Annotated in this window: 27 protein-coding genes; 19 read left to right on the plus strand and 8 right to left on the minus strand. The window is 60.4% G+C overall.

The features are described from left to right. Positions 1-22: 22 nt before the first annotated feature. Complete coding sequence (locus tag GLP43_RS03260; RefSeq protein WP_037954076.1) at positions 23-121, minus strand: hypothetical protein; 99 nt, start codon at positions 119-121, stop codon at positions 23-25. A gap of 174 nt (positions 122-295) precedes the next feature. On the opposite strand from GLP43_RS03260, the gene GLP43_RS03265 reads away from it, so the two are divergent. The 3 genes from GLP43_RS03265 (at position 296) to rlmH (ending at position 3,001) form a co-directional block, all read left to right on the plus strand. Next, positions 296-1,651, plus strand: coding sequence for a mechanosensitive ion channel family protein (locus tag GLP43_RS03265; RefSeq protein WP_237278181.1), 1,356 nt, complete (start codon positions 296-298; stop codon positions 1,649-1,651). A 489-nt stretch (positions 1,652-2,140) separates the two neighbouring features. Further along, on the plus strand, positions 2,141-2,509 hold the full coding sequence (rsfS, locus tag GLP43_RS03270) for a ribosome silencing factor (RefSeq protein WP_005851034.1): 369 nt from the start codon (positions 2,141-2,143) through the stop codon (positions 2,507-2,509). 21 nt (positions 2,510-2,530) lie between these two features. Next, a complete protein-coding gene (gene rlmH, locus GLP43_RS03275) occupies positions 2,531-3,001 on the plus strand; it encodes a 23S rRNA (pseudouridine(1915)-N(3))-methyltransferase RlmH (protein ID WP_237278182.1) in 471 nt (156 codons plus the stop codon). Between the two features lie 35 nt (positions 3,002-3,036). Here rlmH and GLP43_RS03280 read toward each other — a convergent pair whose 3' ends face one another. Then, a complete protein-coding gene (locus GLP43_RS03280) occupies positions 3,037-3,393 on the minus strand; it encodes a hypothetical protein (RefSeq protein WP_064216286.1) in 357 nt (118 codons plus the stop codon). Positions 3,394-3,426: 33 nt separating this feature from the next. Then, entirely contained in the window at positions 3,427-4,128 is a 702-nt protein-coding gene (locus GLP43_RS03285; RefSeq protein WP_037954554.1) for a DUF599 domain-containing protein, read from the minus strand. Between the two features lie 81 nt (positions 4,129-4,209). On the opposite strand from GLP43_RS03285, the gene GLP43_RS03290 reads away from it, so the two are divergent. The 7 genes from GLP43_RS03290 to GLP43_RS03320 all read left to right on the plus strand — a co-directional run bounded on the left by GLP43_RS03290 (position 4,210) and on the right by GLP43_RS03320 (position 11,519). Beyond that, positions 4,210-5,658 carry an FAD-linked oxidase C-terminal domain-containing protein gene (locus tag GLP43_RS03290; RefSeq protein WP_237278183.1) on the plus strand — a complete coding sequence of 483 codons (1,449 nt, stop codon included), beginning with the start codon at positions 4,210-4,212 and terminating at the stop codon, positions 5,656-5,658. A 61-nt stretch (positions 5,659-5,719) separates the two neighbouring features. Beyond that, on the plus strand, positions 5,720-6,838 hold the full coding sequence (locus tag GLP43_RS03295) for an FAD-binding protein (RefSeq protein ID WP_237278184.1): 1,119 nt from the start codon (positions 5,720-5,722) through the stop codon (positions 6,836-6,838). Next, a complete protein-coding gene (locus GLP43_RS03300) occupies positions 6,835-7,200 on the plus strand; it encodes a hypothetical protein (RefSeq protein WP_237278185.1) in 366 nt (121 codons plus the stop codon). Before GLP43_RS03295 ends, GLP43_RS03300 begins: the two co-directional genes overlap by 4 nt. A 45-nt stretch (positions 7,201-7,245) precedes the next feature. Continuing rightward, positions 7,246-8,637 (plus strand): glycolate oxidase subunit GlcF, encoded by a 1,392-nt coding sequence (gene glcF / locus GLP43_RS03305; protein WP_237278186.1) that lies wholly within the window; start codon positions 7,246-7,248, stop codon positions 8,635-8,637. Positions 8,638-8,743: 106 nt separating this feature from the next. Continuing rightward, complete coding sequence (locus GLP43_RS03310) at positions 8,744-9,532, plus strand: trypsin-like serine peptidase (RefSeq protein WP_237279916.1); 789 nt, start codon at positions 8,744-8,746, stop codon at positions 9,530-9,532. A gap of 156 nt (positions 9,533-9,688) precedes the next feature. Then, positions 9,689-10,159, plus strand: a complete 471-nt coding sequence (locus tag GLP43_RS03315; protein WP_237278187.1) for an Hsp20 family protein — start codon at positions 9,689-9,691, stop codon at positions 10,157-10,159. A 139-nt stretch (positions 10,160-10,298) separates the two neighbouring features. Then, positions 10,299-11,519: an aminotransferase-like domain-containing protein gene (locus tag GLP43_RS03320; protein WP_237278188.1), complete on the plus strand. Its 1,221-nt coding sequence runs from the start codon at positions 10,299-10,301 to the stop codon at positions 11,517-11,519. A gap of 60 nt (positions 11,520-11,579) precedes the next feature. Here GLP43_RS03320 and GLP43_RS03325 read toward each other — a convergent pair whose 3' ends face one another. Next, complete coding sequence (locus GLP43_RS03325; protein ID WP_237278189.1) at positions 11,580-13,055, minus strand: NAD-dependent succinate-semialdehyde dehydrogenase; 1,476 nt, start codon at positions 13,053-13,055, stop codon at positions 11,580-11,582. Positions 13,056-13,148: 93 nt separating this feature from the next. Between GLP43_RS03325 and GLP43_RS03330 the strand changes: the two genes are divergently transcribed. The 5 genes from GLP43_RS03330 to GLP43_RS03350 all read left to right on the plus strand — a co-directional run bounded on the left by GLP43_RS03330 (position 13,149) and on the right by GLP43_RS03350 (position 17,529). Next, complete coding sequence (locus GLP43_RS03330) at positions 13,149-13,940, plus strand: alpha/beta hydrolase (RefSeq protein WP_237278190.1); 792 nt, start codon at positions 13,149-13,151, stop codon at positions 13,938-13,940. A gap of 120 nt (positions 13,941-14,060) precedes the next feature. Further along, a complete protein-coding gene (locus tag GLP43_RS03335) occupies positions 14,061-15,284 on the plus strand; it encodes an aminopeptidase P family protein (RefSeq protein WP_237278191.1) in 1,224 nt (407 codons plus the stop codon). Positions 15,285-15,502: 218 nt separating this feature from the next. Further along, positions 15,503-16,588 carry a histidine kinase dimerization/phosphoacceptor domain -containing protein gene (locus tag GLP43_RS03340; protein ID WP_237278192.1) on the plus strand — a complete coding sequence of 362 codons (1,086 nt, stop codon included), beginning with the start codon at positions 15,503-15,505 and terminating at the stop codon, positions 16,586-16,588. A gap of 35 nt (positions 16,589-16,623) precedes the next feature. Further along, on the plus strand, positions 16,624-16,890 hold the full coding sequence (locus GLP43_RS03345; RefSeq protein ID WP_237278193.1) for a hypothetical protein: 267 nt from the start codon (positions 16,624-16,626) through the stop codon (positions 16,888-16,890). Between the two features lie 12 nt (positions 16,891-16,902). Further along, the gene (locus tag GLP43_RS03350) at positions 16,903-17,529 is read left to right on the plus strand and encodes a DUF1523 family protein (RefSeq protein ID WP_237278194.1); all 627 of its coding nucleotides are present in this window, start codon (positions 16,903-16,905) and stop codon (positions 17,527-17,529) included. 54 nt (positions 17,530-17,583) lie between these two features. Here the strand turns inward: GLP43_RS03350 and GLP43_RS03355 are convergent, their stop codons facing one another. Then, entirely contained in the window at positions 17,584-17,964 is a 381-nt protein-coding gene (locus GLP43_RS03355) for a histidine triad nucleotide-binding protein (protein WP_005851062.1), read from the minus strand. A 9-nt stretch (positions 17,965-17,973) separates the two neighbouring features. Then, a complete protein-coding gene (locus GLP43_RS03360; protein WP_237278195.1) occupies positions 17,974-19,551 on the minus strand; it encodes a DUF5928 domain-containing protein in 1,578 nt (525 codons plus the stop codon). A 158-nt stretch (positions 19,552-19,709) separates the two neighbouring features. Here GLP43_RS03360 and GLP43_RS03365 point away from each other — a divergent pair, with 158 nt between their 5' ends. The 4 genes from GLP43_RS03365 (at position 19,710) to GLP43_RS03380 (ending at position 23,293) form a co-directional block, all read left to right on the plus strand. Further along, positions 19,710-20,528, plus strand: a complete 819-nt coding sequence (locus tag GLP43_RS03365) for a sulfotransferase family protein (RefSeq protein WP_237278196.1) — start codon at positions 19,710-19,712, stop codon at positions 20,526-20,528. Positions 20,529-20,622: 94 nt separating this feature from the next. Continuing rightward, positions 20,623-21,111: an SsrA-binding protein SmpB gene (smpB, locus tag GLP43_RS03370; RefSeq protein WP_009825868.1), complete on the plus strand. Its 489-nt coding sequence runs from the start codon at positions 20,623-20,625 to the stop codon at positions 21,109-21,111. A gap of 143 nt (positions 21,112-21,254) precedes the next feature. Further along, a complete protein-coding gene (gene sseA / locus GLP43_RS03375) occupies positions 21,255-22,109 on the plus strand; it encodes a 3-mercaptopyruvate sulfurtransferase (protein WP_237278197.1) in 855 nt (284 codons plus the stop codon). Further along, a complete protein-coding gene (locus tag GLP43_RS03380) occupies positions 22,109-23,293 on the plus strand; it encodes an amino acid aminotransferase (protein ID WP_237278198.1) in 1,185 nt (394 codons plus the stop codon). The genes sseA and GLP43_RS03380 overlap by 1 nt, the downstream gene beginning before the upstream one ends. A gap of 163 nt (positions 23,294-23,456) precedes the next feature. On the opposite strand, the gene GLP43_RS03385 is transcribed toward GLP43_RS03380, so the two are convergent. Then, positions 23,457-24,758 (minus strand): ammonium transporter, encoded by a 1,302-nt coding sequence (locus GLP43_RS03385; RefSeq protein WP_237278199.1) that lies wholly within the window; start codon positions 24,756-24,758, stop codon positions 23,457-23,459. Positions 24,759-24,783: 25 nt separating this feature from the next. Then, positions 24,784-25,122, minus strand: a complete 339-nt coding sequence (locus GLP43_RS03390) for a P-II family nitrogen regulator (RefSeq protein ID WP_005851080.1) — start codon at positions 25,120-25,122, stop codon at positions 24,784-24,786. Positions 25,123-25,246 lie beyond the last annotated feature (124 nt).

Consider the following 25,246-nt stretch of genomic DNA (forward strand, 5'->3'; position numbering starts at 1 on the left):
GCGCCAAGGCGCGGGCGGGCGTTTATAGTCGCGCCAGCACGGTGTGGGTTGCCCCGAAAAAGCGTTCGCGCAAGCGGGCGCGGTCGCAAATGTTGAACAGATCGTCTGAAACATGTGTCATAGCGGCTTAGCTAGACGCTTTCGGCCATGTGATCAAGGATTCTGACGGTGCACGGTGGTGGCGTGGCTGCATCGGATCACGCGCTTGTGCATGGGTGCGGGTATCCCTTCTTGCGCGGTGCGCGAGATTGTCCCACCATTGAAGCCCTGTACAAGTTTCTTGCCTTGAAAGTTCATGATGACCCCAGACCCCTTTGCCCATTTCCTTGAGAGTATCCAGGCGTTGATCGCAGGGGGTATCGGATTGGCGGAAAGCCTGATGCAGCCCGGCTGGCGTCAGTACCAGATGTTCATCCTGCTCGGGCTTGCGCTGATATCATGGGGGCTGCATCACGCCTCGGGTAACTGGCTGCAAAACTGGGTCCGCTCGCGCGAGGGTTGGTCCAAGTGGCAGCTGCGCATGGTGGTGCAGGTCAAGCGGCGTCTGGGGCTCATGTGGTTCGCCCTGCTGGCAGGGACGGTCTATCTGGTGATGCAGAACATCACCTGGCCGTCGCGGTCCTATCTGATCGGCATATTTGCAACGCTGGTGGCTGTTTGGGTCTGTATCGCCTTTGCGGCGCGGCTGGTGCGCAACCGCCCCATGCGGCGTCTGGTGACATGGGGGCTGTGGATCTACGCTACGCTCTATGCGCTGAACGTCGTTGATGACGTCTCGGCGTTTCTGGATTCGGTGGCGCTGTCGATTGGGGATTTCCGGCTGTCGCTGCTGACGGTGATCACCGCGCTGGTGGTGATCGGCCTGTTCTTCTCTGTGGCGCGGATCATCAGCCAGACCAGCGCTGCCACGATCCGCAAGAACGAAGACATCAGCCCCTCAATGCAGGTGCTGGCGGTGAAGGGGGTGCAGCTGACGCTTTATGGCATCGCGTTCTTTATGGGGGTCAGGGCCGTCGGGATTGACCTTACCGGGCTTGCGGTGCTGTCGGGGGCGATTGGTGTGGGCCTTGGTTTCGGTCTGCAAAAGGTCGTGTCGAACCTTGTGTCGGGGATCATCATCCTTATCGACAAGTCCATCAAGCCGGGGGATGTGATCAGCCTTGGCGACACCTTCGGCTGGATCCAGACCTTGGGCGCGCGCTATGCCTCTGTCGTGACGCGGGACGGGAAGGAATATCTGATCCCGAACGAAGACCTGATCACCGGACAGGTGGTGAACTGGTCCCACTCCAACGATTTTGTGCGGCTCGATATCTATTTCGGCACGGCTTACGGGGATGATCCCCATGTGGTGCGCAAGCTTGCGGTAGAGGCCGCAAGCGGGGTCGAGAGGGTGCTGAGCTTCAAGGCTCCGGTCTGTCATATCGTGGGCTTTGGGGACAGCAGCGTCGATTACATCCTGCGCTTCTGGATCAAGGACCCGACAGGCGGTCTGACCAATATCAGGGGGAATGTTTATCTGGCACTTTGGGATGCGTTCAAAGAGCACGGCATTTCGATCCCCTTCCCGCAGCGCGAGGTCAAGGTTCTGGATGACAGCAAGCTCGCCCTGTCCCGCGCCGGTGCAGATGCCGGATCAACACAGGAATGAGCGGCGGGAATCAGCGGGGCCGTGAGCCTGTCGTGACTGCGCCCGAACCGCCATATCCCCCTGTCGCGGGCGCATGGCAGCTTTGCGACGCCGTGGCGCGACTGCCGGCTCGTGCTGCATAGATGGAGCATATGCCTATCGGCCAGACCTTCATGGCGCTGCGAGGAGGGTGGTCGTGGTACCCCCTGACAACGCCAGTGTCGTCGGCAAAAATGCACAGCAGACAAGAGTTTGCCCGTCAGGGCATGCCATTCTCTCGCCGCGTTACGGGCGGTCTGTCAAAGCGGTGGTGTCGTGGCTCTCGGAACGGCCCCGACTGGCGCGCGCCGGTAAATGCCGGTCATGGCCGCTTGTCATTGAAATTTCACTTCGGCGTGCCTATTCTAGGACATCCCCAGCGCCGGGGGACTGTCGGCGCGTCTAAAGGAGGACAATGTCCTGTCAACGCTTTCAAATGCAGTTCCGACTGCTACCCCGCAGGCAGCCCTGATGACTGCTGAACAAAACACAGCCACAAGCGACGCTCTGCTGGCTTCAATCCTTTCCCAGCTTGACGACGATAAAGCCGAAGAAGTTGTGCAGATCGATCTGCGCGGCAAAACGGCGATCGGCGACTATATGGTTGTGTGCTCCGGCCGGTCTTCGCGTCAGGTTTCGGCAATCGCCGAAAAGCTGGCCCAGATGGTCAAGGACGACTATGGCCGTTCGCCCAAGGTCGAAGGCAAGGAAACTGGCGACTGGGTGCTGATCGACACAGGCGATGTGATCGTTCACGTGTTCCGTCCGGAAGTCCGCGAATTCTACCAGCTGGAGAAGATGTGGATGACCACAGAAGCCCCAGCCGTGATGCCGCATTAAGCTGCCTTTCAGGCAGGGTTCATGCGTGTTCACATCTGTGCGGTCGGGCGCTTGCGCGCCGGACCGGAAAAAGACCTCATTGATGATTATCTGAATCGGTTCGATCGAACCGGTCGCGCGCTGGGCCTTGGGCCCGCGCGCGTGATCGAGGTTGAGGATAAGAAAAATGGCGGTATGCCCGCCGAAGCCGCGCTGCTGCGCCGTGCCATTCCTGCGGGGTCGTTGATCTGCGTGATGGACGAACGGGGGAAGGTCGAAACCTCGCCGGATTTCGCCACCCGTCTAGGGGGCTGGCGCGATCAGGGGCGGGGGGATCTGTGCTTTGTCATCGGCGGCGCGGATGGCATCGACAAAGAGCTACGCCGCGAGGCGGATCATGCGCTGTCATTCGGCAAGATGGTCTGGCCGCACATGCTGGTGCGCGTCATGCTGGCAGAACAGCTGTATCGCGCCGCCTCTATCCTGTCGGGCGGCCCATACCACCGCGTATAAATCCGCTAGCGCTAGCGTCCGGCAGAGCCCAAACCTTACTTGATCTGGACCTTCTTGATCTCTTTCCCCCAACCGGACTGCGTATCGCGGGCCTGAATGCCGACCTCTGTCGTGCCTGCGGGTAGCTCAACGCCGGACAGGGAACGAGTCAGCGGTTGTTCGTCCACGTGGGGGTGGATCAATTCGCGGATCGCCAGCTGGTTGCCATCGGCATCCAGAATGCGCCACGCGTCCGAAAAGTGGTCCCAGCCGGTATCATTGTGGCTGATCGTCACGTCGAACTTATAAAGGCCGCCCTCTTTCGACACGCGCACCGAGTTGATGGAGGTCGGGTCCGCCGCAGCGACCTGTGCTGCAACCAGCAGCGGAATGGAAAGGATCAATTTGTACATGAATACACCAATGTCTGAAAACAGACATATAGACTAGCCTTGCTCATTTTCCAATAGAATGCGCCGTGACAGTGACGTGAACTCGCGCCGCCAGATGATGATGACGGTGACCATAGCGGCGATGGTGAGGGGGATCGGGCCGACGATCCAGCCCAGACTGGCCAGCGCAAAATAGAGCGACCGCAACCCCCGATTGAAACTGCGTGCGGCGGTGATGTTGATCTCTGCCGCCTTGGACGCCAGCGGGGGTGCGCGGCGGTCCTCGGGGTCATTTGGGACGGCGGCCATGAGCACCGAACAATAGCCAAACAGCCGGTTTGACCAGACGAATTTCAGAAAGCCGTTGGTCAGAAAGAACAGTGGCAGCAGCATTTTGAATTCCCACACCACGGTGGGCAGCTCGGTCAAGGCAAGGTCTTCGACCACCGTCGACAGACGCTCACTGTTGCCCAAAAGCGCCAATGTCCCGCCCAAAGCGATCATGCTGGTAGAGGCGAAGAAGGCCGTGCTTTGCCGCAGGGTGCTGATCATCTGCGAATCGAAGATACGCGGCTGACGGGTGATCATCTGGGTCATCCATTCGCGCCGGTATTGCGCCATGATCAGCGACACAGACGGCTTCGCGGGGTTCGGGTGTTCGATGCGCCAGCCAATGGCCAGCCAGGCGCAAAAGATTATCGCCAAAGCGGCATAATCCAGCGGTTGAAACAGGGCGATGCGATCCATCCAAGTCATGTTAAGCTGCATACGCCGACTGGTTCTGTGTTGCCAATGTCTTTAATTGGTCATATTATTTTACCAAACCGGAGGTTCGCCATGGAAATGCCTATTCCCAGCCAAGCCGTGATCGCGCGTAAGACGCGTGTGGTTGATCGGCTGCGTCAGGTTCTGCCGGCTGATGCTGTCATCTCGGACGAACGCGAGACGCGGGCCTATGAATGTGATGCGCTGACCGCCTATAAATGCGCGCCGATGGTGGCGGTGTTGCCCTATACCACACAGCAGGTGTCGGACGTGTTGCGCATCTGCCACGAAGAGGGCGTGCCCGTCGTGCCGCGCGGCTCCGGTACGTCGCTGGCGGGGGGCGCGCTGCCCACGGCGGACTGCGTGATCCTTGGCGTAGCGCGAATGAACGAGGTGATCGAAACCGATTACGCCAACCGCATCATCAAGGTGCAAACCGGGCGTACCAACCTGAGCGTCACGGGCGCGGTCGAGGAAGACGGATTTTTTTACGCGCCCGACCCGTCTAGCCAGCTGGCCTGCGCCATCGCGGGCAATATCGCGATGAATTCGGGCGGGGCGCATTGTCTGAAATACGGGGTGACGACCAACAACCTCATGGGCGTTACGATGGTCTTGATGGATGGCGAGGTGATCGAGGTTGGCGGCGCGCATCTGGACGCGGGCGGGCTGGACCTGCTTGGGCTGATCTGCGGCTCTGAAGGGCAGCTGGGGGTGGTGACCGAGGCCACGCTGCGCATCTTGCACAAACCCGAAGGCGCGCGGCCTGTGCTAATCGGGTTCGACGATAACGAGGTCGCGGGGGAATGTGTCTCTGACATTATCAAGGCGGGTGTCTTGCCCGTCGCTATCGAATTCATGGACCGCCCCTGTATCGAAGCGACGGAAGCCTTTGCCAAAGCCGGCTACCCCATGTGCGAAGCCTTGCTGATCATCGAGGTCGAAGGCTCCGACGCGGAGATTGACCACCAGTTGGGTCTGATTTCCGACATCGCGCAGCGGCACAATCCGGTGGAGCTGCGGCAATCCAAATCCGCAGAGGAAAGCGCCAAGATCTGGCTGGGTCGGAAATCGGCCTTTGGCGCAATGGGGCAGATCAACGACTACATGTGTCTGGATGGCACCATCCCTGTGTCGTCGCTGCCCTTCGTGCTCAAACGCATCAAAGAACTAAGCGATCAGTTCGGGCTGAAGGTCGGCAATGTGTTCCATGCGGGCGACGGTAATATGCATCCGTTGATCCTGTTTGATGCCAACAAACCGGGGGATCTGGAGCTGTGCGAGGAATTTGGGGCCGAGATCCTCAAGCTCTGCGTCGAGGTGGGCGGCTGTCTGACCGGCGAACATGGCGTCGGCATCGAAAAGCGCGACCTGATGCATGTGCAATACGCCCCCGACGACCTTGAGGCGCAAATGGCCGTAAAAGACGTGTTCGACCCCGCATGGCTGCTGAACCCCGCCAAAGTCTTTCCGCTGGACGCGTCAGAAACCCGCCGCGCCGTGGCGCTGGCGGCGGAATAATCCGCGCCCTGATTAACTGCTGATCTTCAACAGATCACACGCACGACGAAGGAGCTGAGCTATGGCCATCACATCCGAAGAGGCGCTGGTCGATGCGGTCAAAGACGCCGCTGGCCCGATCTCGGTTCAGGGCGGCGGCACGCGCGGCCTGCCCGCGACAGGTCAGATCGTGAGCGTCGCGGGGCTGCAGGGGATCACGCTGTACGAACCCGGCGCGCTGACCTTGGTTGCGAAACCGGGCACCCCCGTGGCCGAGATTGAAGAGGCACTGGCCGCCGAGAACCAGCGTCTCGCGTTTGAGCCGATGGACCATCGCGGACTGTTGGGCACCAGCGGCACGCCGACGATCGGTGGGGTGATGGCAGGCAATATCAGCGGGCCGCGGCGGATCTCGGTCGGGGCGGCGCGGGACTTTCTGCTGGGGGTGCGCTTTGTCGACGGGCGCGGTTCCGTGGTCAAGAACGGCGGGCGCGTGATGAAGAATGTCACCGGCTATGATCTGGTCAAGCTGATGGCGGGGTCTTACGGCACTTTGGGTGTGCTGAGCGAGGTATCGATGAAGGTGCTGCCACGCCCTGAAAAGCAGGCGACCTTGGTGTTGCACGGGCTGGACGATGGGGCCGCTGTGGCTGCGATGGCCCGCGCCCTTGGCAGCCCGTTCGAGGTGACAGGGGCCGCCCATGACCCTGCCACCCGCGAAACCGCACTGCGCATAGAGGGGTTCGAGGCATCGGTCAGCTACCGTCTGAGCCAGCTTCAATCATTGCTCGCCGGCGCGGGGGCAGAGATTGAGCAACGCGTAGCTGCGGCGACGCAGGCGCTTTGGTCCGGCATCCGCGATGTGGCGGCGTTTCACGACGGGCAGGGTGATGTGTGGCGCGTGTCGTGCAAACCCTCTGACGCGCCGGGGATCGCGGCGCGGTCGGGGGCAGAGCGCTGGACCTATGACTGGGCGGGCGGGCTGATCTGGCTGCGCAGCGCCGCGGGCCATGATCTGCGCACGGCCATCGGGCCGATGGATGGGCATGCAACACTGGTGCGGGCCAATGCACAGACCAAGGCGCGCTTGGGCGTGTTCCACCCCGAACCCGCCGGTGTGGCGCGGCTGACAGCGGCCTTGCGGGCGCAATTCGATCCCAAGGGCATTTTTAACGCGGGCCAGCTGGACCGCGCGGCATGAGTTTGCTTGCGGTCTTCCTTGTCGTCTTTATCGGCGGGCCGTTGGTGTTCCGCCTCTTGACCCGTGGCAAGCCTGACCGGCGCAGCCTGCGTGCGCTGGTGCTCTTGGCCTTTCTTTGTGCCGTGGCGGGGATGGCGATACGCTATGGCGTGGCGCAGTATTGGGGCGAAAACCTGCTGGCATCGATGGGGGCGATTGCCTGTATCTGGCTGGGCTGGATCGCCGTTCTGGCCTTTGTCGCGCAGGTGTTGCGCCGCGCCTATCCCGGAGCCACCTCGCAGCGATGGACCAATGTGCTGGGGATCTTGGCCACCACGCTGCCCTGGTTCGGCCTGATCTGGGCCAGCACCGTCGCCGCTTAACTCTTTACCTCGTCAGGGTCTCGTACCCGCAACGCCGGAGCTTTCATGCAAACCACATTCACCGCAGAACAGTTGAAAAACCCCGCGACGGCGCGCAGCAACGAGATCCTGCGCGCCTGTGTGCATTGCGGCTTTTGCACTGCCACATGCCCCACGTATCAGGTGTTGGGTGACGAATTGGATAGCCCGCGAGGGCGTATCTATCTGATCAAGGACATGCTCGAAAACGACCGCGATCCTGATGAAAAGACGGTCAAACACATCGACCGCTGCCTATCCTGTCTGGCGTGTATGACGACCTGCCCCTCGGGCGTACACTATATGCATCTGGTGGATCACGCCCGCGACTACATCGAAAAACGCTACAAACGGCCCTTCAGCGACCGTGCCTTGCGGTGGGTTCTGGCGCGTATCCTGCCCTATCCGACGCGGTTCCGGCTGGCGCTTCTGGGGGCGAAGATCGGGCGCCCCTTCGCGCGGTTGATGCCCGACGCGCGGTTGCGTGCGATGATCGAAATGGCCCCCAAGACGATCCCGCCGGTCAGCCGCAACGACGACCCGCAAAGCTTCCCGGCGCAGGGGGCACCGCGTAAACGGGTGGCGCTGATGACGGGCTGTGCGCAAAAGGCGCTGAACACCGACATCAACGACGCCACCATCCGCCTGCTGACACGGCAGGGCTGCGAAGTGGTCGTCGCCGAAGGCGCGGGCTGCTGCGGGGCGCTAACCCATCACATGGGCAAAACCAGCGAAAGCCATGCCACCGCGGCGCGCAACATTAAGGCATGGTGCGCCGAGATGGACGGGCAGGGGCTGGACGCCATCGTCATCAACACCTCGGGCTGTGGCACCACGGTGAAAGACTACGGCCATATGTTCCGCAACGACCCGCTGGCGCCGGATGCGGCGCGGGTTTCGGCGATCGCCAAGGACGTGTCCGAGGTGCTGCACGATCTTGCGGGGGACGCAGACCCAGACGCCATGCCCAACCCCGCCAAGGGGGATATCGCGGGCACCGATGCGCCAAAGGCCCCCGCGCCCGCCCCTCACGGGCTGACCGTGGCCTATCATGCCGCTTGTTCCCTGCAACACGGCCAGCAGATCAAGAGCTACCCCAAGGATTTGCTGAAACGCGCAGGCTTTACCGTGGTCGAGCCTGCGGATTCACACCTGTGCTGCGGGTCGGCGGGGACGTATAACCTGATGCAGCCCGAAATCTCTAAGCAGTTGAAAGACCGCAAGGTCAAAACCCTGCAGGCCAAGAACCCCGACGTGATTGCGGCGGGCAATATCGGCTGCATGATGCAGATTGGATCGGCGGCGGGCGTGCCCGTGGTGCACACGGTAGAGTTGCTGGATTGGGCGTCGGGCGGGCCGAAGCCTCCTGCGTTGTCGCAAGAAAAAGGCGCAAATTTGCAGATTCCTCGCCTCCGCTAGGGTTTTCGCCGCATTTTCGCCTTATCTCGCGGCTAGGAGAGGCTAAAGACCAGACCTCACCGAAGTAGGAGCAATATCCGTGCGCCGTTGGGTAGCCATCTCTATCATGTGCCTGACCGTTGCGACGGCCGGGCTTGCTCAGGATGCGCGGTTGCGCAGGCTGGACACGGGGGTGGATGCCGGCGCGTGGGAGGCCGTGGGCCGTCTGGATATCGGCGGTAAGGGGTTTTGCACCGGCGCGTTGATCGCGCCCCGTTTGGTTCTGACAGCGGCGCATTGTCTGTACGACAAGGACAGCAAGCAGCGCATTGATCATGGCGAGGTCGAATTTCTTGCCGGTTGGCGCAACGGGCGGGCGGGTGCCTATCGCAATGTGCGCCGTGCGGTGGTGCATCCCGATTATGTCTACGACGGCGTCGTATCCTCGGACCGTGTGCGCAACGATCTGGCCCTGCTCGAACTCGACCGGCCGATCCGCAATACCACGATCAAACCCTTCGACACCGCCCGTCGTCCGCGCCGCGGCGACCAGTTAGGGGTGGTGAGCTATGCCAAGGACCGGTCAGAGGCACCGTCCCTGCAAGAGGTCTGCAGCGTGCTGGCCCGCCAAGAAGGCGTGCTGGTGACCACATGCTCCGTCGATTTCGGGGCCAGTGGTGCGCCGATCTTTACCTTTGAAAACGGGGTGCCGCAGATTGTGTCTGTCGTATCCGCCAAGGCCCATGTCGAGGACAAGGAAGTGTCCCTTGGTACCGCGCTTGGTGCGCCGCTGGCCCGGCTTCAGGCGGATCTGGTGGCGGGCAAGGGTGTTTTCCAAGGCGGTGGTGTGGTCAGCAAGCGCATCACGTCAGAGGATCGCCGCCGCACCACCGGCGCGAAATTTGTCAAACCCTGACTTGTCATCAGGGGTGATTTTGTCCCCTTGAAACGCGATTTATCCATCCCCACATGCATGTCACCGGAACGCCTGTTGAGGGTTCCGGCAGACAACCCAGGGTCTGTCCATGATGGAAGGCCTGAATGATTATCGCTCAAACGAGGATGAATACCTATGCGTAGTTTTGATTTTGCACCGCTGCACCGTTCGACTGTCGGCTTTGACCAGATTGCCAATCTGATGGATCGCGTGATGGCCAACGACGCACCGCAGCCAAGCTATCCCCCTTACAACATCGAAAAACTGGACGATGATTCCTATCGTATCAGCATCGCCGTCGCCGGCTTTACCGAAGGCGACCTGAGCGTTGAAGTCCGTGAAAAATCGCTGATCGTCTCGGCGCGCAAAGCTGATGAAGATACGGACAAGACCTATCTGCATCGTGGCATCGCGACCCGCGCGTTCGAACGCCGCTTCCATCTGGCGGATCACGTGCAAGTGACCGGCGCGGCCCATGCCGACGGTATGCTGCACATCGATCTGGAGCGTCAGGTGCCCGAAGCGCTGAAACCGCGCCAGATCCAGATCGCGCGTTCGACAAAGGCGATTGAAAAGGATGTGGTTGACGCGAACACCGTCAACTAAGCGACACCTCTCTGACAGACGAAGCCCGGTGCATTTGCGCCGGGCTTTTTTGTGCGCGCATGGGGGCTAGGTCACAGTTGTTGACTTAAAATAGCGCAAACGGCACAGTGCGCCGATCCAGTCGGGGGAGGAACGCCGGATGTCACTGCAGGAAATATTTGCCACACGCGCCAATCGCATGAAGGCGTCGGAAATTCGCGAGCTGCTTAAGCTGTTGGACCAGCCCGATATCATCTCTTTTGCCGGTGGTATCCCTGACCCTGATCTGTTCCCCAAAACGGCTTTTCAGGACGCTTTTTCCGAGGCGCTGAACGGGCCGATGGCGGCGCAGGGGTTGCAGTATTCCACCAGCGAGGGGCACAAACCGCTGCGTGTCTGGATTGCCGCGCAGATGCAGGCGATCGGTATTCCCGCGACGCCGGACAACATCCTGATCACCTCGGGCTCGCAGCAGGCGCTGGATTATCTGGGCAAGCTGTTCCTGTCGCCGGGGGATACCGCGCTGGTGGGCTGGCCGACCTATCTGGGGGCTTTGGGCGCCTTTAACGCCTACGAGCCGCGCTATGACAAGCTGGACCCGCTGAGCAACCGCAGTGGTGCGGATTATACCGCCGCCGCGAAAGAGGCAGGCGGCGCGACCAAGTTCGCCTATCTTTCCGTTGATTTTGCCAATCCGACAGGGGCCACCGTCAGCCGCGCCGCGCGCGAGCGGGTGATTGATCTGGCCGAGGAAATGGACATCGCCGTGATCGAAGACGCGGCCTATCAGTCGCTGCGCTTTGACGGCGACGCGATCCCGCCGATCCTCGCGCTTGAGGCCGAACGCCGGAACGGTGATCTGGAAGCCTGTCGGACGATCTATTGCGGCAGCTTTTCGAAAACACTGTCGCCCGGGCTGCGTGTGGGCTGGGTCTGCGCCGCGATGCCGGTGATCTCGCAACTTGTGCTGATGAAACAGGCGGCGGATTTGCACAGTGCGACACTGAACCAGATTGCCGTGGCCACGGTCGCGGAACAGCATTTCGACAGCCACATCGACACGATCCGAAGCGCCTACCGTGCCCGTCGAGACGCTATGCTGGCAGCGCTGCAGGCACATATGCCCGAAGGGGTGAGCTGGACCAAACCCGAAGGCGGCATGTTCATCTGGGTGACACTGCCTGACACGCTGGACGGGGCCGACCTGCTGAAACAATCGCTGGAAAGCGAACGGGTCGCCTTTGTACCGGGGCACGCGTTTTTCGCGGACGGGTCGGGGCGCAATACCTTGCGGCTCAGCTATTCCACCTCGACCGAAGGCAAGATCGCTGAAGGGATCGAGCGCTTGGGCCAGTTGATCACCCGCGCGCTGAACGGCTGATACGAAAACGGGCGGCAGGATGACCCCGCCGCCCGTTTCTAATCCCAGATGATCCGCAGGTCAGACCGACATGCAGATATATTTCATCTCAAGGTAATCTTCGATCCCGTGGTGGCTGCCTTCGCGGCCCAGACCGGACTGCTTGACGCCGCCAAACGGCGCGACCTCGGTCGAGATGATGCCGGTGTTCACACCCACGATGCCATATTCCAGCGCCTCTGCGACCTTGTACACGCGGCTTAGGTCTTTGGCGTAGAAGTAGGACGCAAGACCAAAGATCGTGTCATTGGCCATCTCGATCACGTCGTCTTCGTTGTCGAACTTGAACAGCGGGGCGAGCGGGCCGAAGGTTTCCTCTTTCGAGACTTTCATATCCTGCGTCACACCGGTGATGATGGTCGGCGCGAGGAAGTTGCCCTCCATCTTCTCTTCTTTGCTGCCCAGCAGGATTTCGGCGCCTTTCGACACCGCGTCCTCGACATGTTCCTTCACTTTTTCGGAGGCATCGCCGTTGATCAGCGGCCCCAGTTCCACGCCGTCTTCAAAGCCGTCGCCGACCTTCATCTTTTCAACGCGGGCTTTCAGCTTTTCAGCGAAGGCGTCATAGACACCGGCCTGCACGTAGATGCGGTTCGCGCAAACACAGGTTTGGCCGTTGTTGCGGAACTTGCACAGGATCGCGCCTTCGACAGCGGCGTCCAGATCGGCGTCGTCAAAGACGATGAACGGCGCGTTGCCCCCCAGCTCCATCGAGCATTTCATAACCTGATCGGCAGCCTGTTTCAGCAGGATGCGGCCCACTTCGGTTGATCCGGTAAAGGTCAGTTTGCGCACGGCGGGGTTTTCGCAGAACTCCTTGCCCACGGCAGAGGACGACGACGACGGCACGACGTTGAACACGCCTGCGGGGATGCCCGCGCGTTCGGCCAGCACACCCATCACGATCGCCGACAGCGGTGTTTCCGCAGCGGGGCGCGCCACAAAGGCGCAGCCAGCGGCCAGCGCGGGCGCGGCCTTGCGGGTGATCATCGCATTGGGGAAGTTCCACGGGGTGATCGACGCGGCCACGCCGATGGGCTGCTTGATCACGGTGATCCGCTTATCGCGCTGGTGGCCGGGGATGGTCTCGCCGTAGACGCGTTTGGCCTCTTCGCCGAAGAATTCGATAAAGGACGCGCCATAGCCGATCTCGCCCTTGGCTTCGCCCAGAGGCTTGCCCTGTTCAGCGGTGAGGATGGCCCCCAGATCGTCCTGGTTTTCCATCATCAGGTCGAACCATTTGCGCATGACGCCGGCCCGTTCCTTGCCGGTCCAGCTGGCCCATTCCTTCTGTGCCTTTTCCGCTTGAGCGATGGCACCGGCCACCTGCGCACGGCTGAGGTTGGCGACCTTGGCAATCACATCGCCGCGGGCAGGGTTCACCACATCAAAGGTGCCATCGTCGCCATCAACCCATGCGCCACCGATATAGGCGCGGGTCTCTAGCAGACTTGGATCCTTGAGCATTGATTTCAGGTCAGTCTTTGCGTCAGTCATTTTGATCTCTCCGCTTTTGTCTGTGGTTACCCAAAGCAACAAACGCTATGATTGTCTAGTTCCGTTCGTATCGGGACGCTGACGGAGGACCACATGCAGCTAGACGACGCCTATGCCAACGCCGCTTATATCGATAACGCAGAGGCATATCCGCCCCGCTGGAAAGAAGCCGCAGCGGCATTCCGCAAGAAGCTGGGGTTTCGTGCGCAAAAGAATATCTCTTACGGGCCGACCGACCGCGAAGTCTATGACTTGTTCGAACCCGAAGGCGTCTCGCGGGGCACGGTGATCTTTGTCCACGGTGGCTATTGGAAAGCGTTTGCCCCTGCCGATTGGTCCCATCTGGCGGCGGGCCCCCTGGCGCGCGGCTATGCGGTTGCGATGGTCGGCTATGACCTGTGCCCCGATGTGCGGATCAGCCAGATCACCGGTCAGGTCGCCCGCGCCATTTCCCAGATCGCGAAACGCACCCAAGGTGCGCTGGCGCTTGTCGGCCATTCCGCAGGGGGGCAGCAGGTTGCCCGCATGACCGACCCGCTGATCCTGTCCGGCGATGTTCGCGACCGGATCGAGAATATCGTGTCCATCTCGCCCGTGGCAGACCTGATGCCGCTGTTGCAGACCTCTATGAACGACATTCTTCAGCTGGACGAAGCCGAAGCGACGGCGGAAAGCCCCGTGAACATGACGCCACCCCATGGGGTGAACGTCACGATTTGGGTCGGGGCTGATGAACGCCCCGCCTTTCTGGAGCAGGCCGAACAATTCTCGCGCGTGTGGGGGGCCAAGCAGTTCGTCGTCGAGGGGCGGCATCATTTCGATATTATCGACCTGCTGGAAGACCCCGACAGCGATATGGTGAAAGCGCTGCTTGGCATAAAGTGAGCCTTGATCGGGCCGCGCAAATCGGCGAGACAGGGGGCGGGTTGGGACGATGGCGTCGTCCTGCATTTCACGGCCCTTGCGTCCTGCACGCCGGGACCTTTCTGAGAAGGAGGGTCTGATATGACCAATACATCCAAAACCGCCCGCCCCGATATGTACCGTTTCCATAACGGCACGAAGTCTCCGCTGCCGTTTGACACCGCTGAATACGAAGCGCGTCTGGAAGAGCTGCGCGAACGGATGGATGCGGCCGGTGCGACGGCGGCGGTCTTCACGTCGATGCACAATATCGCCTATTATTCGGGCTTTCTGTATTGCGCCTTTGGCCGCCCCTATGGGCTGGTGGTGACCGAGACAGAGTGTGTGACCATTTCCGCGGGCATCGACGCCGGTCAGCCGTGGCGCCGCAGCTTTTGCGACAACATCACCTATACCGACTGGCAGCGCGACAATTATTGGCGCGCCGTCGCCTCGGTTACGGGCAAGGGCGCGGTGATCGGCTATGAGGGGGACCACCTGACGCTAATGCAGCGCGACAAGCTGGAAGATTTCCTTGAGCCGGTGGTGATGATCGACCTGTTCGAGACGACCATGCGCCAGCGGATGCACAAGTCTCCGGCAGAGATTGACCTGATCCGTCAGGCCGCGCAGGTCGCTGATGTGGGCGGCTACGCGATCCGCGATGCGGTCAAGGTCGGCGCGCGCGAGATCGACATCGCAATGGCAGGCCGCGACGCGATGGAGCTTGAGATTGCCAAGCGGTTCCCCGACGCCGAATACCGCGACACCTGGGTGTGGTTTCAATCCGGCATCAACACCGATGGTGCGCATAATCCGGTCACTGCGCGGCAACTGGAACGCGGCGATATCCTGTCGCTGAACACCTTCCCGATGATCTCGGCCTATTACGTGGCGCTGGAACGCACCATGTTCGCCGGAGAGGTGGACCCCGCCAGCCTGAAAATCTGGGAGGCCAATGTCGCTGCCCATGAATACGGGATGAGCCTGCTGAAGCCCGGTATCAGCTGCGCCGATGTGACCCACAAGATCAACGCCTTCCTAGAAGAGCGTGACCTGCTGCAATACCGCACCTTTGGCTATGGCCACTCGTTCGGCGTGTTGTCGCATTTCTATGGCCGCGAAGCAGGGCTGGAGCTGCGCGAGGACATCGACACGGTGCTTGAACCCGGCATGGTCATCTCGATGGAGCCGATGCTGACCCTTCCCGAAGGTCAACCCGGCGCGGGCGGCTACCGCGAACATGATATTCTGGTGATCACAGAAGAAGGTAACGACAATATCACCGGCTATCCTTATGGCCCTGATTTCAACGTCGTAGGCTGATTGAGCTGCCCCCCTGATTAAGGGGGGCAAACGCCCTTTTAGCTGCTGAGGATGCCTGCGAGTACAAACAGGGAATATGGCTTGACCTGCACGGTCACGTCGATATCTTGACGCATCGCTGTCACAGGGTCGGCGCGGCAGGTGAAATCCTTGCCTATCGCCCGCTTCCCAAGTCTTGTTAAAAGTGCTTTCCGCACGCTGTTTCGTGAGTGTTACCGATGAAAGCATCTTTGATAGAGCAAGAAGAAATGCGCCTCGCTTTGCTGCGGGGGTATAATATTCTGGATACCGCCCCCGAAGAGGGGTTCGACGACATCACCCGCCTCGCGGCAGAGATTTGCGAGGTGCCGATCGCGCTGATCTCTTTGGTGGATGAAGACCGCCAGTGGTTCAAATCCAAGGTCGGGCTCGAGATTGACGGCAGCGACATCACGGACAGTATGTGCGCCCATGCCATCGCGGGGGATGACTACCTTGAGGTGAACGACACGACCGCCGACCCGCGTACAGTGGATAACAACTTTGTCACGGGCGAGGATTCGATCCGGTTTTATGCCGGTGCCTTGCTGGAGGACGACAAGAATCTGCCGCTCGGGACGCTGTGCGTGCTGGATAAGAAACCGCATCAGCTCAATGATTTTCAGCGCCGTGCGCTCAAGGTGCTGGCAGGGCAGGCGATGCGGCAGATCGAATTGCGCAAGGCCCTGGCCGATGCCGAGGTGCTGCGCAAAGAGGTCGACCACCGCGTGAAAAACTCGCTCCAGTCCCTAGAGGCATTGATCCGCATCCAGATCCGCAGCGAAAAATCCCCCGAGGCCCGCGCCGCGCTGGACACCATTCAGGGCCGCCTGTCGACCATCAGCAGCCTGCACGAGGCATTGTACCTGACTGAAACCGGTGCCGCCGTGGATATCGCAGCCTTCCTGAAGAAGGTCGCCCATTCCACCAGTGAACAATTGCCCGACGGGGTGCAGGTGAACATTGAGGTCGATCCGGCGCATCTGTCGTCCCGTTCGGCGTCATCCGTGGGGATGATCGTGAACGAGGCGATGACCAACGCTGCGAAATACGCCTATGAGGGCCGCAAACGCGGGACACTTGACCTGCGCGGCGAACGCAAGGGCGGCTTCTACCACCTCAGCTGCATTGACGACGGCCCCGGTATTCCCAAAGATCGGACCACGGGCACGGGGCTCGGCATGCGCATCCTGCTTGCCGCCGCCCAGCAATTGGGCGGAGAGCTGGAAACCCCAGAGCGTGAAAGCGGCGGCGAGATCAAGATCGTCTGGCCGCTGACCGACTAAGCCCCGATCCGGGGCGCAAGAAGAGGCGCGGGATTATGCTGGGTTTGCTGAGGTTGATCGTCATCGGGTTCGTCGTCCTAACGATCATCTATATCGCCTTGTCGCTCTATTCGCGTCGGGTACGGCGCGGCAAGCTCTACCAGAAGTGGGCGGACGGGCCGCGTCTTGTGGATCGCGACATTTTCGTGCAACGAGGGCTCAAACGATATGACGGGTCGATCCGTCGCAAGCTGATCCTTGGGGTCTATATTGTCCCGGTGGGGCTGGTCATCCTGACTGTCTACCTCACGAACTTTAACTAAGGGGTAACGCCGATGGCGATCATCAAATGGACCTTCTGGGGTGTGATCTGGCTGATCATTGCCGCGTTCTTTCACTATACGCTGCCTCAGGTCGATATCGTACGGATTACCGACACCTATGAAAAGCGCATCGACTTTGGCGAAAACTCGATCTTCTGGTCGCATGCGGATGTGGGCAACAGCACCGCCTTGGGCAACCGCGATGTGTTCTTCATCCAGACGCGTCGGGCCAAGGGCGACGTCATGGTCTACCGCAACGAAGACACCGGCTGGGGCTGGCCGCCGTATTTCAAGTTCGACACGACCAACCTGCAGGCCGAGGCATCTGATCTGAAGTCCGCCGCCGGTACGCCGCAGTATGTCGCGGTCAAGCATTACGGCTGGCGCAATGAATTCCTGTCGATTTTCCCCAACGCGGTGTCCGTGCGCGTGGTGGACGGGCCGGACGCCAGCAAGGGCATCCCGTTCCTGAATATCATTATCCTGACCCTGTTTGCGGCCGTGGTCTATGCGATCTGGGTCCGTTGGCGTCGGTTCAGGCGCGCGCGCATTGATCCGACGTTAGAGCGGTTGGAAGATGACATCGCCGAAAAGCAGGGTCGTTTCGCGCGCTGGCGGGCGGGTCGTAAAAACAAATAAGCGCGGCGCAAGATCACGCCGCGCCTTTTGCGCACTGATTAATGTCGTGACGGGTTAGCTGGGGCGCGCCACCATGCGCCCCATGGGCCGACCGCCCAGAATATGCACATGCAGGTGCGGGACTTCCTGAACCCCATGCGCGCCGGCATTGGCGATCATACGAAACCCTTCGCCCGCGTCCAATGTAACCCCTTCGGCTTTGCAGACTTCCGAGATGGCGCGTACATAGCCGACGATTTCGGCATCGCTTGCCTCTGCCGCGAAGTGGTCGAAGCTGATGTAGGGGCCCTTGGGGATCACCAGCACATGCGTCGGCGCTTGGGGTTCGATATCGCGAAAGGCAAGCGCGTGGTCGGATTCATATACCGTGTTGTTCGGGATTTCGCCGCGCAGGATTTTGGCAAAGATGTTCTGGTCGTCGTAGCTGTAAGCCATGGGATGTCCTTAATCGGTGAATAGATAATGTGTGTCGGCAATGGGCTGCGCCTGTTCCGGAGAGATGCGCAGGAAAGCGGCCAGCGCCTCGGCATTGTCCTGCGCCGAGGCTGTTTCGCGCATCCGGGCGTAGTTTTCAAACTGCGCGTCGCGGATGCGGTCGGATTCAAGGGTCAGGTCGTTCCGGATGGTGGGCAGCAGCCGTTCCAGCGTGTCAGCCGAGGTGCGTTCGCCCGCCAGCCCCACGCGCATGGCGTGGCCGATCAGGTAGTCATCCGAGAACTGGCATTCGATCTCGAGAACCCGTGTCATCGACCGGTCAGAGGCAAAGTCGTTCAGCAGGTCGATATCGCCGGGATCCATGCAGACGATCAGCCGGTCGGCCTCGTAATAGTCGAACAGCATCCGCATCAGGGATCGCCGGTGGCGGGTGCGCTTGCCCAGACTGTTCTGGATGCCGCCAAGATCGGGCAGAGGGGTGTCCTGTTCGCTGAACAGATATTCGATCGCGGGCAGGTTGGTGACCTGACGCATCTGCTCTAGCACGCGTTTGGCGACATGCCACTTTTTGCACACGACAATCAGCAGCTCGCGCTCGCGCCCCAGCGTGCTCTCCGTCTCCCAGAAACGGGTAGAGAACCGTCGCCCGATCCGGCCCCGACCGGTCAAGAACTTGAACAGGTTGCGCCCTTCGTTGCTGATCTGCATTTCGACATCCTTGGCCGAATAGAGCAACCCCAACCGGCGCTTGAGGTCCGTCGCCTCGCTGCTGATCTTGCGTGCGAACAGATAGTCTTGGGCAAGCAGCAGATCGTAGTGGTCGTTATAGAAGGTCACCGGCATGCCGTAGTCGGTAAACATCAGGAACGTCAGCGTGCGCGCACGAATTTCGTTATCGGGCACGATGTGGCGCACGATGGTCTGAAAAAACGTCTCGTCCGGGATCCAGGTGGTCCTGAAAAACCGCATCACGTCTTTGCGCTTGCGGGTGAAGGCCATCACCGCCTCTATGGTCTGGCGGCGCAGACACCACCACTGGCTGCCGATCTGGATTTGCAGGTCCGCAGGAATGTCGCGAGTCAGACCAAGGCGTTTCTGCAACTCGAACATGCCGTAGAATCGCTTTTTCTGGGTGCGCTCGTTGAACCAGTGACGGTAGATCAGCCGCTCTTCCTTCCAGCCGGTCTTGATCCAGTCGCTTTCGAAGTAGTCAAAACTTTCGATGAAATCGACGTCGTTATCATCAAGGTAGTCGTGGATGTATTCGGCGGATTTGATTGCCATGCAATCGCCCGACAGCATGTAGAAATGTGTGGCACGCGGAAAGGCATCAATCGCGCTTTCGACGGCGTTCAGCGTCGCCTGTACCAGCGACCATTCTCCCCAGCCGCAGCGGATGCGTTTGCTTGCGAAGGTCACATTGGGGTTCTTGCCAAGCGCTTGGGTGATCTGTGCGAAATCGGTCGGGCTGGCCGAGGCGTCAAAGTGGATCGACATGTAATCGCCAGACGCCGTCAATCTCTCCGCCTGCTTGATGATTGCAACGGTGTCTTTGTGACACAAAAGGATATAGGCAATTCTGGCCATCGCGAAACACGCATCCCCTCTGCTCTGGACGAGTTTGTTAGATAAAGGCGAACAGCGATTGAATAAACCGCGAATATTTGCTTTTTCTATATTTCAGGCCATTCTGTCGCCATAAATGGCAGCATAAGTGCGAAAAAGTTTAGGAGGCAGAGCCGATTATGGGTTTCCCAGGGACATGGATGACAGAAAGCGAAAGCGTGGTATACCGCGTGGTGCCCAAATGCGCCTGTTCGACGATCGGGCAGATCATGTTCTATTCGGACCATGGCGAATTCTTTGACGGCGACATCCATGACGCGAAATCGGGCATGCACAAATGGGCGCATGACGACTCTCAGCCGTTGATCACGCGCAATGTGGAAAACCACAAATCCTACGCCTTCACCTGCGTGCGCAATCCCTACACCCGCATCCTCAGCTCGTTCTTTGACAAGATCTGCGGCATCCAGCGCAACGGTCGGCGGTATCGCGGCAATCTGGTGCCGCTGCTCGTGCAGAAATACGGGATCGAGGTCGGCGGCGATGACGGCAAGCAAGAGTTTGACCAGATCGCCAGCTTCCGCCGCTTCCTGCTGTTTGCCCGCGACACCATCCGCTGGCGTCGCCCGATGGACCCGGACATCCACTGGTCCGCGCAATCGGGGCATGTCAGCACGTTCATCGTGAACGGCGGCACCTATGACAAGATCATCTGGACCGAGAAATTCAACGACGGCATGCAAAGCGTGCTGGATGCCATCGACACGCCCCATACGGTGAACCTGTCCGAAATTCCGCGGTTTAACGAATCCGAAGGCCACGGCCCCAAGCGCGCCCACCCGGTTGAGGATTACTTCGACGATCTGTCGATGCATCTGATGCGCGAGATCTTCAAAAAGGATTTCGAGCTGTTCAAATACGATTTCGACGACCCGGGGAACAAGATGCCCACGGGAGAGGTCGACCTCGCCGAGGTGCACGCCAAGCTGGGCGACTAAGCGGGCAGGGCCGGCGCGCCCCGCCTGATGGTCCATGCGGTTATGCCCGCTGCGGCATCTTGCGCGCAGGGCCGCAACGCCCTACATCCTTGGCATGTCACAGGTTAAATCATCTTCCAAATCCGACCCGAACTACAAGGTCATCGCCGAAAACCGCCGCGCGCGGTTCGATTACGCGATCGACGATGATGTCGAATGCGGCATCATCCTTGAAGGGTCCGAGGTCAAATCGCTCCGCAACGGCGGTGCCAATATCGCCGAAAGCTACGCCGCCGTGGAAGATGGCGAACTGTGGTTGGTGAACTCCTACGTCGCGCCTTATACGCAGGCCAAGACCTTCACCCACGAGGAACGCCGTCGCCGCAAGCTCTTGGTGTCCAAGAAGGAACTGTCGAACCTGTGGAATGAAACCCAACGCAAAGGCATGACGCTGGTCCCGATGGTGATGTATTTCAATCACCGTGGCATGGCCAAGATCAAGATCGGCATCGCCAAGGGTAAAAAGCTGCACGATAAACGCGAAACCGCCGCCAAGCGCGACTGGTCCCGCCAAAAGCAGCGTCTGCTGAAAGACCACGGCTGACGCCCAGTCCCGCACTCGACGCCTGAACGGAACACATTCCCCCCATTTCCGGCCTGTGCTGCATGTGCACAGTCGCGGGCTCTTGCTTGCGGGGGCCGTCGCGGGTAGGCATTGAAAAACCTGTTCTAAAAGGGGGTGGACCCATGGCTGACAACCCGAAAACGCTTGTTTCAACCGATTGGCTGGCGCAGCACCTCAAGGATCCCGACCTGCGTCTGCTGGACGCGTCATGGTATTTGCCCGATGCAGGGCGCGACCCCAAAGCCGAGTACAATCAGGCGCATATCCCCGGCGCCCGCTTTTTCGACATCGACGAAATCTCTGATGGGCGGTCGGATATGCCGCATATGGCCCCGCCTGCTGAAAAATTCATGTCGCGGATGCGCGCTATGGGTGTGGGCGACGGGCATCAGGTGGTGGTCTATGACGGGGCCGGCTTGCTGTCGGCCGCGCGTGTGTGGTGGCTATTCCGTCTGATGGGGCAGGAAAATGTCGCCGTGCTGGATGGGGGCCTGCCCAAATGGGTCGCCGAAGGTCGCCCCACCGAAGACATGCCCCCTATCCCCCGCGACCGCCACATGACCGTGCGCTTCCAAAACCAACTGGTGCGCGATGTGACGCAGGTGGCTCAGGCGTCCAAGCTCAAGGCACCGCAGATCGTGGATGCCCGCGCAGCGGCCCGCTTTCGCGGCGACGCGCCCGAACCCCGCGAAGGTCTGCGCGCCGGCCACATCCCCGGGGCGCGCAACCTGCCCTACACAGAGCTGTTGAACGACGACAAAACACTGAAATCCGTAGCCGAGACCAAAGCGGCTTTTGAAGCGGCGGGCATTGACCTGTCCCACCCTGTGATCACGACCTGCGGGTCCGGCATCACCGCGGCGATACTCGCGCTGGCACTGGAACGGATGGGCCATACCGATTGGTCCCTTTACGATGGATCTTGGGCAGAATGGGGGATGTTCCCCACCGTGCCCGTTGCGACCGGAGACGCATAATGTTCGAAACCCTACAGGCGCAGCCCGCCGATAAAATCCTTGCCTTGATGCAGATGTACAAGGACGACCCCCGCGAGACCAAGATCGACCTTGGCGTGGGCGTGTACAAGGATGCCACGGGGCTGACGCCCGTCATGCGCGCGGTCAAGGCGGCTGAACACCAGCTGTGGGAAGCCCAGACCAGCAAGGCCTATACCGGTCTGGCGGGCGATCCTGCCTTTGGCGATGCGATGGTGCAGATGGTGCTTGGTGATGCGGTCCCCCGCGCGCAGGTCGCCGCGGCGGCAACCCCAGGCGGGACCGGCGCGATCCGTCAAGCGTTCGAGCTGATCCAGATGGCCCGCCCGCAAGCGCGGGTGTTTGTGTCGAACCCGACATGGCCGAACCATCTGTCGATCTTGAAATATCTGGGGATGGAGATGGTCCCCTACCGCTATTTCGACGATGAAACCCGTGGCGTTGATTTCGATGGCATGATCGCCGACCTCAAGACCGCGCAAAAAGGCGATGTGGTCCTGCTGCACGGCTGCTGCCACAACCCGACAGGGGCCAACCTGAACGCCGCCGAATGGGACGCGGTGATCAAAGTGTTGCAAGACACCGGTGCCACCCCGATGATCGATATCGCCTACCAGGGCTTTGGCGACGGGCTTGACGCGGATGCGGCGGCCACGCGCAAGGTCGCGGCGGCGGTGCCTGAATGTCTGATCGCGGCAAGCTGCTCCAAGAACTTCGGGATTTACCGCGAACGCACCGGTATCCTGATGGCGCTGTCGGCAGACAGCTCGGCGCAAAAGCTGAACCAGGGCACGCTGGCCTTTCTCAACCGCCAGAACTTCAGCTTCCCGCCCGATCACGGGGCCCGCATCGTCACCACCATCCTGAACGACGACGCCTTGCGCAGCGACTGGATGGCCGAGCTCGAAGACATCCGCAACACCATGCTGGGCCTGCGCAGCCAGCTCGCGGGCGAACTGCAGCGCCTCTCCGGCTCTGACCGCTTCGGTTTCCTTGCCGAACACCGCGGCATGTTCTCGCGTCTTGGAACCTCGTCTGACATGGTCGACAAGCTGCGCGAAGACCACGGCATCTATATGGTGGGTGACAGCCGCATGAACATCGCGGGGCTGAACGCCGAAACCGTGCCGATCCTCGCCAAGGCGATCATCGAGGTCGGCATCTAACCCGCCGCTTCACCCTTTTAAAAATACTCAAACCGCCACGCTGGCATCTGGCGCGGCGGTTTTTGTTTGGGCGCATTGCCAGCCCGGCCGAGCATATCACCCGCGCAGCAAAAAGCCCGGGCGCGAACGCCCGGGCCTCTGCCTGCCTGCAGGAGTTTAGACCTTAGCTCTTGGAGAACTCAGGGTAGGCTTCCATGCCCAATTCGGACACATCCAAGCCAACGATCTCGGCTTCTTCGCTGACGCGGATGCCGGTGGTGGCTTTCAGGATCATCCAGACGATCAGCGACACGATGAAGACAAAGGCACCGATTGAGGCAAAGCCGATGATCTGTGTCACAAAGGATGTGCCGTCGGTGTAGACGGGAACAACCAGCGTGCCCCAGAAGCCTGCGATCAGGTGAACCGGGATCGCACCGACCACGTCATCGATCTTGAGCTTGTCAAGGAAGGGCACCGCGAAGACCACGATCGCACCGCCCACAGCACCGATCCAAAGCGCACCGAAGAGCGTCGGGTCAAGCGGACCAGCTGTGATAGAGACCAGACCGGCCAGCGCGCCGTTCAGCACCATTGTCAGGTCGGGCTTTTTGTACAGCATCTGGGTCAGGACCAGCGCGGCGATGGCACCGGCAGCAGCCGCCATGTTGGTGTTGGCAAAGATCTGCGCGACAGCGTCGGCGTCGATCATCGACCCCATAGCCAATTGCGAGCCGCCGTTGAAGCCGAACCAACCCAGCCACAGGATGAACGTCCCCAAAGTGGCAAGCGGCAGGTTCGAACCCTGCATCGGGATCACACGACCGTCTTTGTATTTGCCGATACGGGGGCCAAGCACCAGCGCACCTGCCAGAGCCGCAAAGCCACCGGCTGCGTGGACCAGAGTGGAGCCCGCAAAGTCGCTGAAGCCCGCGTCAGACAGCCAGCCTGCGCCCCACTGCCAGCTTGCTTCGATCGGATAGATAAAGCCGGTCAGTACGACAGTGAAGATCAGGAAGGGCCACAGTTTGATACGTTCGGCCAATGTGCCCGAAACGATGGATGCGGTGGTCGCGCAGAACATCAGCTGGAAGAAGAAGTCAGACGCGTTGGAATAGCCGCCCGCGTCAATCGCCGTCTTGATGTCCTTGGTTGCAAAAGTGCCGAACACACCGGGGATGATCCACGCGTCGCCGGGGTACATGATGTTATAGCCGACCAGCCAGTAGAGAATGGCGGCCAGTGCGAAAAGCGCGATGTTCTTGGTCAGCTGGGTGGTCACGTTCTTGGACCGCACCAGACCGGCTTCGAGCATGGCAAAACCCGCCGCCATCCAGAACACCAGAAAGCCGCCGATCAGGAACAGGATCGTGTTGAAAATGAAAGCAGTGTCAGCCGCGGTTGCATACTCGGCCTCCTGCGCGAAACCCAAGGACGGCAGCAGCGTCGCTGCGGCGGCAAGGGGAATAAGAAGTCGTGATGTCATGTCGTCAATTCCTCGGACGTGGGGGTCAGATGGCGTCTTCGCCGGTTTCGCCGGTGCGCACGCGCACGGCTTGTTCAACGTCGAGGACAAAGATTTTGCCGTCGCCGATCTTGCCGGTATGTGCGGTGCGGGTGATCGTCTCGACCATCTGGTCGGCCAGCGCATCTGCGACCACCAGTTCAAGTTTCACCTTGGGTACGAAGTTCACGACATATTCAGCGCCGCGGTAGATTTCGGTATGGCCGGATTGGGCACCAAAGCCCTTGATCTCGGTCACCATCAGGCCGCGCACGCCCGCTTCGGTCAGTGCTTCGCGCACTTCCTCGAGCTTGAATGGCTTGATTGTTGCGATAATGAGTTTCACCTATAATCCCTCTTCCAGATGGCAGGTACTTCCCTGCGTTATGCCTTGGATAAAAGAGCGGCCGGTGCCCCTTGAAGGAAGGGTGCATCGCGCTTAGTCCCTCTCTGGGCGGGCGCGTTTGCCT

This window comes from Sulfitobacter sp. M39 (assembly GCF_021735935.1).
GTDB lineage: Bacteria > Pseudomonadota > Alphaproteobacteria > Rhodobacterales > Rhodobacteraceae > Sulfitobacter.